We start from the raw sequence: 14,383 nt of genomic DNA, 5'->3' as shown, positions 1-14,383 counted from the left end.
GTTTTAGTGAATGAAACTGATGATTGTTGCCGGCAGAGTCAGCCAACAATAGACAAAGCCTTTTACTCATTCACATTGCTTTTCATTAACCACTCTACTTCCGTTAATTCTTGTTTTTGAACGTCTTTTGTATGTTTTTTCGTAAAATGGACTTTAACAGCTTCTTCGTTTTCCCAAATCTCCCAAAGCATGATTTTGCGTTCTGATGGTTCGAGCGGATAAGCATGGAACTGAATACAGCCGTCTTCTTTGTTCGTTTCTTCCTCAAGTTTTTTGAATTCCTTCATTATTTCATTAAGGTCTTTATCACTGATGATTTTTAAGCATGCCGTTATGTAATGCATCGAAATTCCCCCTCTTCCCATCATTTTACGGCTCTTCATTACCACATTTATCGAAAAAAATACCGATGTTCTCAACATATAAAAAACCGGCCATAAAAAATGAACGACAATGTTTATTTAAGAGCATTAAGAGCGACTTTTGCAGCCTCAGCGATAAGAGCATTATTATAATCGGCATCTTCCGTAAACCGGTTTGACAGGATTGCCAAAACAATTGGGGCTCTGTCAGGCGGCCAAACGATCGCAATGTCGTTTCGCGTCCCGTAACTTCCGGCTCCGGATTTATCGCCGACTTCCCATCCTGCAGGAGCGCCTGCACGAATCAGTTCATCGCCGGTAGCGTTGCCCCGCATCCAATCCGTTAAGATCGTGCGCTTGTCAGTCGTGAGAGTGTTACCCAAAGCGAAAGTCTTAAGGTCAGTTGCCAGTGCTTTTGCGGTGCTTGTGTCACGACGATCCCCGGGAATCGCCGAGTTTAGATCCGTCTCGAATCGATCAGCTTTTGTTACATGATCCCCGATCTGTTTCAGTGATTTTTCGAAACCTTTAGGGCCGCCAAGCTGCTGCAGCAATAGGTTCCCGGCGGTATTATCGCTGTAACGGACAGCGGCTTCTGAGATTTCTTTCAGGCTCATGCCTGTATCCAGGTGTTTTTCTGTGATTGGAGAATATGTAACTAAATCGTCTTTGCTGTAGCGGATGATGGCATTAAGTTTTTCATTTGAGCTTTTCTTCAGAACAGCAGCCGCGGCCAGAACTTTATAGGTTGATGCGTAAGCAAACCGTTCATTCGGCCGATAGGCGATTGTCTTGTTTGAACCTGTATCAATCGCATAAACCCCAAGCCTGGCATCAAATTTTTTCTCAAGCTGAACAAATTTCTGATTCGTTATACAGCTTGTCATTTTTGTGTTTTCTATAGACTTCGCTTCAGCATGCGCTGAGCCGAATAAAGGATTGAAACCGGTAAAGCTTAAACATAAAAGTCCAATGCATATTCCAACTTGTATTCCCGCTTTATTTTTCACATTCAGGCCTCCTCATTATAATGTTTTTGTATACATCTTCTAATTAACATTACAAACAGGATGAAAGTCAATATATTTCCTTTGAATGATTAAATCTTGTATTCTGATTCCTCCCCTTATTTGCGCTTAAATGCGCCGCCCTTGCCGCGTCTGAATGTTTGCATGTCCACTTCGTGTTCATCATCTATTTGTTATCCCTCCGTGCAAATAAAAACGGACACAGTCAGAGCACAGTGATGCTGTGCAATGATCAGTGTCCGCAGGCTTTCCGTCTTGGACCTATATACGTTTCTCTTGCAGACTATAAAAATCATAAGGTAAGTTAACAAACGCATTACCTTAATCCCGCCAGTCAAAAAATTATATCATTTTATATATTTCAATAAGATTATTATCTGGATCTCTGAAATGAGCAACTCGTGCACGCCATTCCTGACGATCATGTGGTTCATTGACGCATTTAATCCCTTGCTTGTGCAGATAGTCATACGTTTTATCAACATCTTCTACCTTAAACTGAAGCAAAAATCTTGATTGCGCATCTCCGTCTAAAGATTTTCTTTCTTCTCCAACTATTTCAGCCATATTTTCTCGAGATAAAAGTTCTATTTTCGTTTCTCCATTATCGAAAAGTGCATATTCCATTTCCTTCTCTAACCAACTTATTGGAAGTCCTAATGAATCTTTGTAAAACTCGACGCTTTTCTTAAAATCATTAACCAATAGTCTAATTTGCAACAACTTCATATTGAACGCCTCCTATCATTTTACTAGCCATTCATTTAATCATACAATAGGGACCTGACAGCATTATGTCAAGTTTCCATAAAATTTTTCCATACTGCACCAAAATTTCGGGTGAAAGCCTTCGGAGATTCATGAAACTGCGTTTAATCAATTCACATTCTTAGTTTGAATTCTCCTCCTCTCCACCGTGGAGGCTCCGGCCGTGTAAGTCGCGCATCCGTAAACATTCGGCCGCCGCTCCTCTAAGTAATACAGCTGATAGAATGATTGACTGAATAGTTTTCACCGTCATTGCTTCCCCTGCTTTTTATATTCTGCGATTTCCTTAGGGGTAGCCTTTCTGACTCCGTCTGTGTCTGTCCTGTTTGCCACTTGAACGCCTTCCATGTTTTTTATCTCGCTGACTACTCCCAAATGCTCTAAATACACATGATCACCAATCTTGAAACGATTCTGTTTAGCCCGCTCCTCAGTCATACTCCTGTATTCAGTCGCGGCTTTCATTTTTAATTCAGCCAGACACATTTGACAAAGGGTTACTGTTACAGAATTGCCGTTAAAATCAGTAAACGAAACTGCTCTGACAGATTCCTTTTCCGGGTGCATCGTGCATGTTTTCTTCATAGGCGATGGCCGTGTAAATTCAATCATTCCGCTTCCTCCTCCATAAAAGTCTTTTCGTCCCTCTGACATAACTCCGGATGAACGGGAAGTTCCATGCACCCGCATTATAACCGTCACAATAAATGGAGATTTGCCTTTCCTTCGCCGTCTGACGGATTTTCATACATCCTTCATAGCTGTAAGTCTATATTCCTTTATATTCCCAATGCTTGCCGCACTTCCCTGTTAGGATGAAGTTTCTAAAGCTGTTGACCAGTTGCCGCATGTTGGTTCCATGCGAAAAGCCGTTTGGGCCGCCGTATCCCAATTCATACGGGTGAATTTCAGCCCTCTAATATGTGTGTATGTTTTTTAAAGGAGATGCATCACATGATGTTCCAACAACCGATTCAACCTGAAGCTAACTCTTCCCCAATTCCCGATCATAAAATAAGTAAATTTACCCAGAACAAATTAATCATTTTGCACTTTCAAAATACTTATTTGTCTTCCCCTTCATTCCTACATGATAATATCTTGTTAAAGTATTTCGAATGAAAGGATATGGTAATGAAAGTTTTCGAAGCAACCACCCTGCTGGCCGCTGCCAAACAGCGCGCGGGTGAATATAAAGAACTGCGCGGTCAGATGGTCAACCTGAAAAAAGCGTTTCAAGGCATGGCTGATCTTGGTGACAATGATTTCTCAGGCCGGGGCGCTGACAACATCAAAGCTTTTTTCAAGGACCACGCCGGCGTCACAAACAGCTGGCTTGATCTGATCGACATGAAAATCGCATTTCTCACAAGCCTTCCCGGTAAGGTCGAAGACGCCGGACTTTCCAATTCGCATGTGGAGGAATCATTTCTGGAGCATGAGCTTACCCACGCCCTCAGTAAATCAAAGGCGATTATGGAAGAGCAAAAAAAGGACATGGGGTCCATCCTCGGAGAGATCGAAGACATCATCTCGCTCGAATTATTTTCAACCGAAAGCACAGATCAGAAGCTTTCTTCAGCTGACAAAAAAAGAAGCGAAACGATACATAAGCTCGGCAAGCTTGATCACGATCTAACGAAGGAATACACAGAAACCGAAGCGAACGAACAGTTCATCCAGGCCGATTTTCAGCAGCTCCAAAACGCCACAGGCAAAGGAAAAAGCGCCACGCCGCTTCACTACAACGCTAAGGCGTACCGTGAAAGCGACATCCATAAGAAAAAAGGCGAGATTGCAAGACATTCGGATGCTTATTTGACGATTAAAAAGGAAGAAGCGAAAGAGCGGGAAATCCAGGATCTGAAGAAAAAGCTGGCCGCTGGTGTCACCGATCCGGATGAATATTTGGAAATCGCCAAAAAGGTTGGCTATGAGAATCTCACCCCTGAACAGCTTGAATTTGTTTCATTTCTGGAACAGCGTAAAGCTTTCATGGATAACGGAAAAGAAGCATTGCAAATCATAGGTGATGGCGCCAAAGGTCTGCTTGTTGGTGTATACGATCTTGCCAAGGATACCGGTGAAGGAGCACTTCAACTCGGACGGAATATCGGTTGGACAATTGACAACTTAAACAAAGATCCTCAAAAAGTTCTGGATACTGTTCTGGAATACGATTATCTAGGTGTCTATCAAAGTATGGTTGACACATTGAAGGATGATTGGGATAAAAAGATGATTCACGGGGATGCATATACACGGATGCACTATGTTACTTACTTGGGCGGAAGCCTTCTGTTATTGAAAGGCGGAAAGTCCTCTGTCTCAACAGGCTCGAAAGATCTTGCTAAAGCTGGTGGCACAATTAAGAAAGGCGGAAAGTCTGTAAAACAGTTTTACAAATCTCCTGTCAATCGGTATACTCCTGCATTAGAAGGAATCCTTCAAGATGCTGAGAATACTATTAATGTGAAGAATACATCACTCCTAAAAAGAGTAGCCGATTCCACTAAAGATAGTGTACTCTATAAATCAATCAATGGTAAGTCATCAAAAAGCAAGACAGTTAAAAAAGGCCTTTCCAAAAAATCAAGAGAAGTTGCGCTTCCAAAGGTAGACACATATGAACAAGCTAGAAATGAGGCGCTAAATCTAATTGGTGATTTAGGAATAGATTCAAAACCTTTTATAGGTACTTTGTCTAAAAGCGCAGGCTTTGGTAAAGTTACTGGCCGAATGTCTGGAGATAATAAAGTCCTTTGGAGATTAGATTATGACCCCGAAAAGGGACCTCATATAAATGTTGAGGATTATAGAAATGGAAAAGGAGATAAGGCAAAGAAATATTATATACCTTTTAACGGAAACGAAGATACTTATAAATCCCTTTTAAAACATTTAAATAAATAGGAAGTGTTAATATGACCTTATACGAAGAATGTCTAGAAGCTCTTGGAGATAACAAAGAAGTCCTCACTATTTCTGAGACACGTAAATATCATGAGCAACTTGGCGAAAGTTTCCCCTTCACATCATGGGGAAGAATTAAATGGGATGAAGTAACTTATCACAGATCTATTGATTACGCTGAAGATATTGATGAATGGTTAGTTCAGAATAAAATAGATAATAAAACTGTTATTCTCCTTTGGGCTTACGGTGATTATCCAGCTGTAAAAACCAGCTTAGACAACGCCTTAAACGTAATTGATGATGTAACTGCTGTAGGTTCAGATACCTTCATGTTCAGCGAATCTGGTTATGTTATTGAATTTTTCCATGATGGAGATGTAACAATAGGGAAAGCAATATGAAAATATTAGCCCTTCTTAGTTAAGAGAATCAATATGAATTTAGAGAAAAAAATGAAAGATATATTAATTAAAAGAAAAAAACTTAATCTTAATGATGACTATGGCATTCAAAAAAGTTGGGATGAAATAATTGAAGTGCTCTCAGAAAACGAAGAAAATACAATCAGCTATCTAGAAAATTGTAATAAAGCAGATTTATATTGGGTCAGTGAGGTATTTGAAGATTTAGCTGAAAGTTTGCAAAGTAAAGAACTTATTGATTGTTTAAGAAAATTAGATGAAAAATACCCTGGCCTAAAAATGACAAATGATATTGATATAGCAGAAAGTTATATAGAATAATATACTTACCATCTCTTATATTTGAAGATAACGATTCTTGGTGGTGGTAAGCAATGATTGAAATTAAAGTTTCTGATCCTGTATTTAGATTTCTCGGTGGACATTTCCACCAAGATATAGAGTCTCCGGAAAATGCACTTGATGAATATTTAAATGAAGCATCACAAAAACTAAAAGAAAGAGATTTAATAGCACTAACTGAGTTTGTAAATAGTGATTATTCTGAAGCAGATAAGAATGAATTTATAGAAGAAGCAGCGGATGGCATATACTTTCCAGAAGATGATATAACACCATTAGAATGGCTTAAGCAAGTCACTGAACAAATTAAAAAACACCTTAAAACAACATAGTTAGAAAAAGAGCCCTCTTATAAGAAGGGCTTCTTTTATAATTTCAATTTCACTTCTCGCTCCGCTTTCGTTTTTAGTCCGTAAATGCCGTATGTCTTCAAAACAAACATGGACTGAATCGTTCGACCGCATTTTTGATGACAGATAAATTGAAGTGGTATAAACTGCAGAAAAAGAGGGTAATAAAAAAAAAACCATAATAATGGACTTAATTTATATTCTTCTAATCTCATTTTATGGGATTTTTCCCATCTCTCTGATGAACAAAAAGTCGCTAAACCATATCGGCTGTATTAGATGTAGAGATGTACATTAATAAAGATGGCTCAATAGCTACTGCATATCCTTTATATAAAAAAACCAAGGGAATGATTGATTTTATTATGGAATATTCATTTGAATGTAAAAGAGACCATTTAGGATACTTACGAGTAGTTCTCCCCGCAGAGTTAGAATACTTTTCTGATTTCATAGAAGACATTGTTTCGGTAGATGAAGCTGATGAATACTTGAAAATGATTCAAGATGTATTGGATGGTTCTTCTGAAGAATATGAGATTCAACTAAATACAACCATTGCATATATAAAAGAAGATCAAACAGTCATAGAACACCTTTATACAGAAAATGAAAACGATAGAAGCTCCATGGAGACAGAAAAATCCAAAAAACTTATACTCGATTGGAGAGACAAGATCCCCCAAAGGTATAAGAGTGATGATTGAAACTTTAGGTCCCTTGAAATTCAAGGGACCTTTTTATTACTTAATACCGCTTCAAGTTTCACTTTGTTTTCGATCCGCAGTTCTATCTGGAGAACTCATTAGGAACGGTCTGACGAATTTTTGGTTTTCAGTGCATAATAGCAATCAATGCCATTTCCTTGCCCTTCTTACTGGAATAATGTAAGTCTCTAGAGCTGTTTCAATAAAAAATAAAAAACCCTTGCTACGCAAGGGTTTTGGCTATGATTCCGACTGGGCTCGAACCAGCGACCTCTACCCTGTCAAGGTAGCGCTCTCCCAGCTGAGCTACGGAATCATGATATGTATGTGTTGCTGGGTATGTTGTTGTCTCTCTGACATTTATAATTATATCTCCTGATTTCTCATTCGTCAACACTTTTTTTATCTAAAATAAAAAAAAGGGCGCGTCGCAAAATTGACGGCGCCCTTTTCGTTTATGATCTCACTTGGGCGGGGGTTATTTTTTTCAATGCCTGTTCGAAGTCCCGTTCTAAATCTTCGGCGTTTTCGACTCCGACGCTCAGGCGCAGAAGGCCGTCTGTGATGCCGCGTTTCTCCCTCTCTGCTTTCGGCATGGCGGCATGCGACATGGCTGCAGGGTATGAGAGAATGGACTCGACGGCGCCGAGGCTGACGGCAAATACCGGAAGCGATACGTTTTCGACCAGCTTTTTGACGGCTTCTTTGCTTTCCAATTCAAAGGACAGGACGGCGCCCGCTCCGCTCGCTTGACGTTTATGGGTATCGGCTCCCGGGTGTCCGGCAAGGCCGGGATAGTAAACGTTTTTGACTGCGGGATGCCCGTCAAAATAGGCAGCCAGCCGCTCAGCCGTCCGGCTCGCTTTTTCCAGTCTGACCTGCAATGTTTTTAAGCCGCGCAGCACGAGCCAGCAATCTTGCACGCCAAGGACGGCGCCGAACGAGTTTTGCAGCTTATACAGCTGATTGCCGAGCTCTTCATCTTTTACGGCGGCAAGGCCTGACAGCACATCACTGTGTCCGCTCAGGAATTTTGTTGCGCTGTGAAGCACAATATCAACGCCGAGATCAAGCGGACGCTGCAGTGCAGGTGTCATGAATGTATTATCCAGAAAGGTCAGACAGCCGTTTTCTTTTGCAAGCTGGACAACCGCTTTAATATCAGTAATTCCAAGTGTCGGATTTGACGGTGTTTCCATATAAATGACCTTTGTGTTCGGCTGGATATTCCGCGCCACTTCGTTGATATCCGTCATATCGACAAAGGTATGTTCGATCCCGAAACGGGACAGAACCTCAGTCACCATGCGGAATGTTCCGCCGTACACATCCTCCGTGACGAGAACATGGTCGCCTTGGGATAAGAGCAGAAACGCCGTCGAAATCGCCGCCATTCCGGAGCTGAAAGCAAATCCTCTCGTTCCGCCTTCAAGACCTGCGATCGTTTCTTCAAGCGCTGTTCTTGTCGGTGTGCCTGAGCGGCTGTAGTCATATGTCCCGAATTCTTCAAATGAAGACTGATGGAATGTGGAAGCATGCTGGATCGGGACGCTGACGGCTCCGGTGGCTCCGTCTGTTTTAAATGGATTGTGCACGAGCTGGGTTTCCAGCGTCCAATTGTGATTACTCATATGATACGGCCCCCTCTTTTACTTGCTGTAATGCCTGCTTTACATCCCGCTTCAAATCTTCTGCATGTTCAATGCCCACTGAAAATCTCAGCAGACGGTTGCAGACGCCGTTTGCGATACGGATGTCTTCCGGAATGTCCATGTGCGTCTGCGTCGCGGGATATGTAATAAAGCTTTCCACCCCGCCGAGACTTTCTGCGAAACAGATCGTTTTCAGCGCCTTTAAAAACGGATTGACCCATTCCTCTTTTTGCAGCCGGAAAGACAGCATCCCGCCTTTTCCGGGATATAACACGTCGGCAATTTCTTCTTCCTGTTCTAAAAATTCTGCAAGTTCACGGGCGTTTTCTTCATGACGGCGCATTCTGAGTCCGAGTGTTTTCATCCCTCTCATTAAAAGCCACGAATCAAACGGCGGGAGAACCGCGCCGATCGCATTTTGGTGATTAAACATGATCTCGCCGAGCTCTTCATCCTTAACGACAGCCAGACCGGCAAGGAGATCATTGTGCCCCGCTAAATATTTTGTGGCGCTGTGAATGACGATGTCCGCTCCCAGTTCAAGCGGGCGCTGGAGCACCGGGGTATAAAACGTATTATCCACAATTAAAAGCAGGCCGGCTTCTTTCGTAATCCGGGCGATTTTTTCAATGTCCGCCTCCTGCATTAACGGGTTTGTCGGTGTTTCAACAAATACCGCTTTCGTATTTTCCGTTATTTTGGAGCGTAAACAGTCTTCATCGCTGAAATCATCGTAAATAAAGCTTAAGCCGTATTTTCTCCATTCGTTTTCAAACAAACGGTACGTGCCTCCGTATAAATCGGAGGATACAATCAATTCATCCCCGCTTTTAAATAAAGCCATAATGGTTTGAATGGCTGCCATTCCCGAGCTGAAAGCAAATCCTCTCGCACCGTTTTCCAACACGGCGATGGCGTCTTCGACGAGCTGGCGTGTCGGGTTTTTCGTGCGCACGTAATCAAAACCTGTAGATTCTCCTATTCCTCTATGGCGGTAAGCGGTGGACAGATAAATCGGCGGACTGACCGTTCCCGTTGCTTCTTCGCTTCTATTTCCGATTTGGGCTAATTTTGTATCAACATGCTGCGTCATCAGTAAGCACCATCCTTTTTCAAAAATAAAAAAGCCCCCTCTTCATAAGAAGAAGGAGCTTTTCTCTTCCTCTTATCTTCCAAGCATGTGAATCGCTTGCTGGATTTAGCACCTTGGCACTTTGCCTTCCCGCGGCAAAGCAAACCGGTTGCTGAGGTTTCAAAGGGCCAGTCCCTCCACCTCTCGTGATAAGAATATTGTTTTGTATTTTCTGATTGTTCTATATTAACGCACTATAAAATGAATTTCAATAACTTTTTATTTATCTGAACTCTCGCAAGAAGTGCATCTGAAGAAAGAAATTTCTAATAATTCATGGTACAATAGGAAAAAACCATCAAGACAAGAAGCGGCCTGGAGGAATGCGATGTGGCATCAAAAAACGGAATCATTCATGAGAAAAAACTTTTCTCCCATGAGCTTGAAGAGGAAATGACCGTTTTGGTCTACCTGCCCGCCACCTTCTCCCCCCTGTATAAATATCATACGGTCATCGCTCAGGACGGCCATGATTATTTCAGATTAGGGAGAATTGGGCGGCAGGCGGAAGAGCTTATGTCAAAAGGGGAAATTGACCGCTGCATCATTATCGGCGTCCCTTATAAAAATGTGCGGGAGCGAAGAAACACATACCATCCAGAAGGCTCTAAGTTCGCCTCATATAAGCGATTTATCGCAAATGAGCTCGTTCCTTTTATCGACAAAGAATACCCGACTTATCAAGTCGGATACGGCCGCACCATGATCGGGGATTCCCTCGGCGGAACCGTTTCGCTCATGACGGCGATTGACTATCCGAACATGTTTGGAAACGTCATCATGCAGTCTCCGTATGTTGACGGGCACGTGCTGGATGCCGTCCGGCAGTCGGAGGATCTCAAACAGATTTCCGTCTATCATCAAATCGGAGAAAAAGAAACCGGCGTTCACACGACAGACGGCCAGGTTCTTGATTTCACCGCGCCGAACGAAGAGCTCAAACAGCTGCTGGAAAGCAAACAGTCTGAATACACGTATGAAACCTTCGACGGGGATCATAAATGGACCTACTGGCAGCCGCTCATCACGCCGGCGCTGAAAAAAATGCTGTAACCATTCATTTAAGGAGGGAACTTTCATGAAATACGGTATTGTTTTATTTCCATCAAAAAAATTACAGGATCTCGCAAACTCGTACCGGAAACGCTACGACCCGAGCTACGCGCTCATTCCTCCGCACCTGACGCTAAGAGATCCGTTTGAAGCGACAGAACAGGAAATCGAGCAGGTCGTATCACAGCTGAGACAGACGGCGAAAGAGTCGCATCCGCTCGTTCTGAAAATCACAAAATACAGCTCGTTTTCTCCTGTGAATAATGTGATATATATGAAAGCGGAGCCGACGGAGGAATTAAAATCTCTGAGTGAGAAATGCTACTCAGGAGCATTATCCGGCGAGCCGGAATACAGCTTCGTTCCGCATGTCACGGTCGGCCAGAAGCTGTCGTCAGATGAACATTCCGACGTACTCGGACAGCTGAAAATGCAGGACATTTCCCACGAAGAAGTCATCGACCGTTTTCACTTGCTCTATCAGTTGGATAACGGCTCATGGACTGTGTACGAAACATTTTTATTAGGCGGAGGAGAATAACTGTTTGGAATCCATCATCGCAAAAACTGAAAAACAGCTGAACGACGCTTTTTTCGTCAGAAAAGAGGTCTTCGTTAAAGAACAGCACGTTCCGGAAGAAGAAGAGATTGATCAATTCGAGGACACGTCAGAGCATATAGTCATATATGACGGCGGCCAGCCGGTCGGAGCCGGCAGATGGCGCATGAAAGACGGGCATGGAAAATTAGAACGCATCTGCGTGATGAAAAGCCATCGTTCTTCAGGCGTCGGAGCCATCATTATGCAGGCGCTTGAAAAAGCGGCGGCAGCCAAGGGCGCCGACAGCTTTATCTTACATGCGCAGACGCAGGCAGTTCCGTTTTACGAAAAACAAGGATACCGCGTCACATCCGGCGAAGAATTTCTCGATGCGGGCATCCCCCATCTGGAAATGATAAAGAAACACAAACGATAAAATCAAAAGCACTCCTGTTGATATGGCAGGAGTGCTTTTTTTATGAAAATAATACTATTTCATGAATTTTATTGAATTTTATGGAATTTTAATGTATGTTTAGTATACTAAGTATTACAATTCATACAAAAAATACAATTCATATTTCGGAGGGATAAACATGACGGCACCAAAAGGAAAGCATATATTCGGGACTGTTAAAGTGGGCACAAAAGGACAGATTGTCATTCCTAAAGAAGCAAGAGATGTTTTCGATATAAATCCGGGGGATTCACTGCTTATGCTTGGGGATGACCAGCAAGGTATCGCACTTGTTAAACAAGAACTCTTTTTCGAATTTGCAAAAGATATTTTAAACGCTAAGCAAATCGATGAAGATAGTGAGGATGAGTAAATGCACGCGATTGAGCTGAAGCAATTAACGAAACATTATAAAGAAACCGCCGCCGTTGACCGTCTTGAGTTCTCAATTGAGAAAGGGGAATTTTTCGCATTACTCGGTGAGAACGGAGCCGGAAAAACGACATTAATCAGTATGCTTTGCGGACTCCTTTCTCCGGATGACGGTGATGCATCAGTGCTTGGACACAGTATTTTGACTGATTTGGATAAAATAAAACCGAAATTGAATATGTCCCCGCAGGAAACAGCCATCGCTCCTCATCTAACCGTACGGGAAAACTTAGAGTTTATAGCCGGAGTCTACGGAATTCCGAAAAAAGAAGCAAAAAAAAGAACAGATGAGATGCTCGAATTGTTTCAATTAAAAGAGAAAGAAAGAGCAAAAACAAAAACATTATCAGGAGGAATGCAGCGCCGCCTCAGCATCGCAATGGGAATGATCACCAAGCCGGATATTTATTTCTTAGATGAACCGACATTAGGGCTGGACGTCCGTTCACGCCGCGAGTTGTGGAAAAATCTTGAGGCATTAAAGGGAGACATGACGATTATATTAACGACACACTATTTAGAAGAGGCTGAAGCCCTGGCAGATCGTATTTGCATTTTAGAAAATGGGACTTTAAAAGCACTGGGCACGGCGGAGGCTCTGAAAAAGCAAACTCATTCAGCCACATTTGAAGATGCCTTTTTAGCGATTTGTGACGGGGAGGCGGGTCTTTATGCTTGATTTCGCCATTCGCAACCGCAAAGAAATTTTTCGTGACCCCCTGTCTATTATCCTTGGAATCGCACTGCCTGTTATTCTATTGTTTCTGTTTACGGCGATTGAAAAAAATGCGCCGCTTGATACCTTTAAAATTCAGCACTTAGCACCCGGACTCATTGTTTTCGGTTTCGCTTTCCTTACAATGTTCTCTGCATTGCTGATCGCAAAAGACAAACAGACCGCCCTTTTGACCCGTTTGTTTGCTTCCCCTTTAAAAACAGCCGATTATGTCATCGGTTATGCAATGCCGATGCTGCCGTTAGCCATTTTACAAATCGTCATTTGTTTTATCGCAGCAGCGGCTGCCGGTTTATCCGCCGAGTGGATGAATCTTCTCGCAGGTATCGCTGTCTTGCTGCCGATTGCGATGATGTCCGTTTTCTTCGGTTTATGTTTAGGGGCTGTGTTTACGGACAAACAAATTTCAGGTATCGGAACGATTTATATTACACTCGTGCAATTTCTGGGCGGGGCTTGGATGGAGGTGAGCCTGCTCGGTGACACATTCAAACATATCGCTTATGCCTTACCGTTTATTCACTCGATCGAGCTGGCTCAGGAAGTCATATCCGGAGATTATTCTTCCTTTCATCAGCATATTTGGCCGATAGCGGGATATACCGTTTTGGCGCTTGCACTTGCTTTCCTCAGTTTTATGAAAATCAGGAAGAGATAAAAAAAGCCGGCACTCCGTAATGGGAGCGCCGGTCTTCTTTATTACGTTTCTTTCAGAAGGTTTATCGTATGCGGCAGCAGACGGTCATCCCCCGGACTGCCATGGCCCGGAACGACAATGCTGATGTCCTGATATCTTTTCATGACTTTGCTGACGGCGCGCGGCCACTGATCCGGATAAAAGCCCGGAGTAGGCACGATTTCCTTTGTTTCTAAAGCCTTGATTAAGCATCCGCCGAATAAGAGCTTATCCTCAGGCAGCCAGACGGGAATATTGTCTTCCGTATGCCCTTTTCCCGGATAAAACGTTTCAATTTTCATATCGCCGAACTGCAGCTTTGTCACGTTTTTCAAATCTCCGAGCGGCCGGTCATATCCCTGCTGTCGGGCGAAGTCGGCGGTCAGCTTCGTGCTGTGCACCTTTACCCCGTATTTGTACAGGGTGTTCAGACCGCCGATACGATCGTCATGGGCGTGTGTCACAATGGCATCGGTCATCCTTTTGCCGGGAAACCGCTGTTTTATTTGTGTCATTAATTGCTCTGTGAGACTGTCATTCCACGGAGTATCAATCAGTACGATTCCTTTTGAAGTCTCAAGAAGCAATCCGTTCGCAGGGACGGGACTTCCGTCTGCCGTACCGGTGCTTGTATGCATCCAGACATGCGGCGCCAGCTGTGTGAGAGTGACATCTTTTGCTGCGGAGCCCTCCGCCGCGTGTGCCGGTTTCATTCCGGCAGTAAAGAGGCCGAATAGAAATAACCCCGCAATTAATAATGAAAGCTTTCTCAAATTGAATCATTCCTTTCCGTATCTTTCATATATACG

18 protein-coding genes, 1 tRNA gene and 1 riboswitch are annotated in these 14,383 nt (G+C 43.0%); of the genes, 11 read left to right on the top strand and 8 right to left on the bottom strand.

The window, feature by feature from the left end; translation table 11 throughout:
• Window positions 1–62: 62 nt before the first annotated feature.
• From G4O42_RS05995 to G4O42_RS05980, 4 genes are all read right to left on the bottom strand, one after another.
• Complete coding sequence (locus G4O42_RS05995) at window positions 63–383, bottom strand: putative quinol monooxygenase (RefSeq protein ID WP_087920793.1); 321 nt, start codon at window positions 381–383, stop codon at window positions 63–65.
• 74 nt (window positions 384–457) lie between these two features.
• Entirely contained in the window at window positions 458–1,378 is a 921-nt protein-coding gene (gene bla / locus G4O42_RS05990; RefSeq protein WP_087920758.1) for a class A beta-lactamase, read from the bottom strand.
• Window positions 1,379–1,732: 354 nt separating this feature from the next.
• Window positions 1,733–2,119 (bottom strand): VOC family protein, encoded by a 387-nt coding sequence (locus tag G4O42_RS05985; protein ID WP_007407334.1) that lies wholly within the window; start codon window positions 2,117–2,119, stop codon window positions 1,733–1,735.
• A gap of 288 nt (window positions 2,120–2,407) precedes the next feature.
• Complete coding sequence (locus G4O42_RS05980; protein WP_032874500.1) at window positions 2,408–2,770, bottom strand: hypothetical protein; 363 nt, start codon at window positions 2,768–2,770, stop codon at window positions 2,408–2,410.
• Window positions 2,771–3,292: 522 nt separating this feature from the next.
• Between G4O42_RS05980 and G4O42_RS05975 the strand changes: the two genes are divergently transcribed.
• From G4O42_RS05975 to G4O42_RS05955, 5 genes are all read left to right on the top strand, one after another.
• Window positions 3,293–5,071: a T7SS effector LXG polymorphic toxin gene (locus tag G4O42_RS05975; RefSeq protein WP_032874498.1), complete on the top strand. Its 1,779-nt coding sequence runs from the start codon at window positions 3,293–3,295 to the stop codon at window positions 5,069–5,071.
• Between the two features lie 11 nt (window positions 5,072–5,082).
• A complete protein-coding gene (locus G4O42_RS05970; RefSeq protein ID WP_032874496.1) occupies window positions 5,083–5,475 on the top strand; it encodes a CDI toxin immunity protein in 393 nt (130 codons plus the stop codon).
• A 33-nt stretch (window positions 5,476–5,508) separates the two neighbouring features.
• Window positions 5,509–5,817 (top strand): hypothetical protein, encoded by a 309-nt coding sequence (locus G4O42_RS05965; RefSeq protein WP_032874494.1) that lies wholly within the window; start codon window positions 5,509–5,511, stop codon window positions 5,815–5,817.
• A gap of 53 nt (window positions 5,818–5,870) precedes the next feature.
• The gene (locus G4O42_RS05960) at window positions 5,871–6,170 is read left to right on the top strand and encodes a contact-dependent growth inhibition system immunity protein (protein ID WP_032874492.1); all 300 of its coding nucleotides are present in this window, start codon (window positions 5,871–5,873) and stop codon (window positions 6,168–6,170) included.
• Window positions 6,171–6,538: 368 nt separating this feature from the next.
• Complete coding sequence (locus G4O42_RS05955) at window positions 6,539–6,895, top strand: hypothetical protein (protein ID WP_049589355.1); 357 nt, start codon at window positions 6,539–6,541, stop codon at window positions 6,893–6,895.
• Window positions 6,896–7,138: 243 nt separating this feature from the next.
• On the opposite strand, the gene G4O42_RS05950 is transcribed toward G4O42_RS05955, so the two are convergent.
• The 3 genes from G4O42_RS05950 to G4O42_RS05940 form a co-directional block, all read right to left on the bottom strand.
• Window positions 7,139–7,211: transfer RNA gene (locus tag G4O42_RS05950), tRNA-Val, on the bottom strand.
• Window positions 7,212–7,350: 139 nt separating this feature from the next.
• Entirely contained in the window at window positions 7,351–8,526 is a 1,176-nt protein-coding gene (gene metC / locus G4O42_RS05945; RefSeq protein WP_021495001.1) for a cystathionine beta-lyase, read from the bottom strand.
• Window positions 8,519–9,640, bottom strand: a complete 1,122-nt coding sequence (locus tag G4O42_RS05940) for a methionine biosynthesis PLP-dependent protein (protein ID WP_007610693.1) — start codon at window positions 9,638–9,640, stop codon at window positions 8,519–8,521. Before G4O42_RS05940 ends, metC begins: the two co-directional genes overlap by 8 nt.
• Window positions 9,641–9,709: 69 nt before the next feature.
• A riboswitch (SAM riboswitch) is annotated at window positions 9,710–9,835 on the bottom strand.
• Between the two features lie 174 nt (window positions 9,836–10,009).
• On the opposite strand from G4O42_RS05940, the gene G4O42_RS05935 reads away from it, so the two are divergent.
• From G4O42_RS05935 to G4O42_RS05910, 6 genes are all read left to right on the top strand, one after another.
• The gene (locus G4O42_RS05935; protein WP_007409075.1) at window positions 10,010–10,732 is read left to right on the top strand and encodes an esterase family protein; all 723 of its coding nucleotides are present in this window, start codon (window positions 10,010–10,012) and stop codon (window positions 10,730–10,732) included.
• Between the two features lie 25 nt (window positions 10,733–10,757).
• Window positions 10,758–11,273 (top strand): YjcG family protein, encoded by a 516-nt coding sequence (locus G4O42_RS05930; RefSeq protein ID WP_007610690.1) that lies wholly within the window; start codon window positions 10,758–10,760, stop codon window positions 11,271–11,273.
• Window positions 11,274–11,277: 4 nt separating this feature from the next.
• Entirely contained in the window at window positions 11,278–11,709 is a 432-nt protein-coding gene (locus G4O42_RS05925) for a GNAT family N-acetyltransferase (RefSeq protein ID WP_007610689.1), read from the top strand.
• Between the two features lie 160 nt (window positions 11,710–11,869).
• On the top strand, window positions 11,870–12,103 hold the full coding sequence (locus G4O42_RS05920; protein WP_007409078.1) for an AbrB/MazE/SpoVT family DNA-binding domain-containing protein: 234 nt from the start codon (window positions 11,870–11,872) through the stop codon (window positions 12,101–12,103).
• Window positions 12,104–12,841, top strand: coding sequence for an ABC transporter ATP-binding protein (locus G4O42_RS05915; protein ID WP_032874490.1), 738 nt, complete (start codon window positions 12,104–12,106; stop codon window positions 12,839–12,841). It abuts the gene before it with no gap.
• Window positions 12,834–13,556: an ABC transporter permease gene (locus G4O42_RS05910; RefSeq protein WP_032874488.1), complete on the top strand. Its 723-nt coding sequence runs from the start codon at window positions 12,834–12,836 to the stop codon at window positions 13,554–13,556. Before G4O42_RS05915 ends, G4O42_RS05910 begins: the two co-directional genes overlap by 8 nt.
• A 41-nt stretch (window positions 13,557–13,597) precedes the next feature.
• On the opposite strand, the gene bla (G4O42_RS05905) is transcribed toward G4O42_RS05910, so the two are convergent.
• Entirely contained in the window at window positions 13,598–14,347 is a 750-nt protein-coding gene (bla, locus tag G4O42_RS05905) for a subclass B1 metallo-beta-lactamase (protein ID WP_032874487.1), read from the bottom strand.
• Between the last annotated feature and the right edge of the window lie 36 nt (window positions 14,348–14,383).

The sequence above is a fragment of the Bacillus sp. LUNF1 genome (assembly GCF_011008975.1).
In the GTDB taxonomy this organism is placed as follows: Bacteria; Bacillota; Bacilli; order Bacillales; family Bacillaceae; genus Bacillus; species Bacillus velezensis.
This window is presented reverse-complemented; position numbering and strand designations above follow the sequence as displayed.

Excerpts from the sequence above, each read along its gene's own strand:
- G4O42_RS05995 (WP_087920793.1), bottom strand. The coding sequence starts at position 383 with ATGAAGAGCCGTAAAATGATGGGAAGAGGGGGAATTTCGATGCATTAC.
- G4O42_RS05985 (WP_007407334.1), bottom strand. The coding sequence starts at position 2,119 with ATGAAGTTGTTGCAAATTAGACTATTGGTTAATGATTTTAAGAAAAGC.
- G4O42_RS05980 (WP_032874500.1), bottom strand. The coding sequence starts at position 2,770 with ATGATTGAATTTACACGGCCATCGCCTATGAAGAAAACATGCACGATG.
- G4O42_RS05975 (WP_032874498.1), top strand. The coding sequence starts at position 3,293 with ATGAAAGTTTTCGAAGCAACCACCCTGCTGGCCGCTGCCAAACAGCGC.
- G4O42_RS05970 (WP_032874496.1), top strand. The coding sequence starts at position 5,083 with ATGACCTTATACGAAGAATGTCTAGAAGCTCTTGGAGATAACAAAGAA.
- G4O42_RS05965 (WP_032874494.1), top strand. The coding sequence starts at position 5,509 with ATGAATTTAGAGAAAAAAATGAAAGATATATTAATTAAAAGAAAAAAA.
- G4O42_RS05960 (WP_032874492.1), top strand. The coding sequence starts at position 5,871 with ATGATTGAAATTAAAGTTTCTGATCCTGTATTTAGATTTCTCGGTGGA.
- G4O42_RS05955 (WP_049589355.1), top strand. The coding sequence starts at position 6,539 with ATGATTGATTTTATTATGGAATATTCATTTGAATGTAAAAGAGACCAT.
- metC (WP_021495001.1), bottom strand. The coding sequence starts at position 8,526 with ATGAGTAATCACAATTGGACGCTGGAAACCCAGCTCGTGCACAATCCA.
- G4O42_RS05940 (WP_007610693.1), bottom strand. The coding sequence starts at position 9,640 with ATGACGCAGCATGTTGATACAAAATTAGCCCAAATCGGAAATAGAAGC.
- G4O42_RS05930 (WP_007610690.1), top strand. The coding sequence starts at position 10,758 with ATGAAATACGGTATTGTTTTATTTCCATCAAAAAAATTACAGGATCTC.
- G4O42_RS05920 (WP_007409078.1), top strand. The coding sequence starts at position 11,870 with ATGACGGCACCAAAAGGAAAGCATATATTCGGGACTGTTAAAGTGGGC.
- G4O42_RS05915 (WP_032874490.1), top strand. The coding sequence starts at position 12,104 with ATGCACGCGATTGAGCTGAAGCAATTAACGAAACATTATAAAGAAACC.
- G4O42_RS05910 (WP_032874488.1), top strand. The coding sequence starts at position 12,834 with ATGCTTGATTTCGCCATTCGCAACCGCAAAGAAATTTTTCGTGACCCC.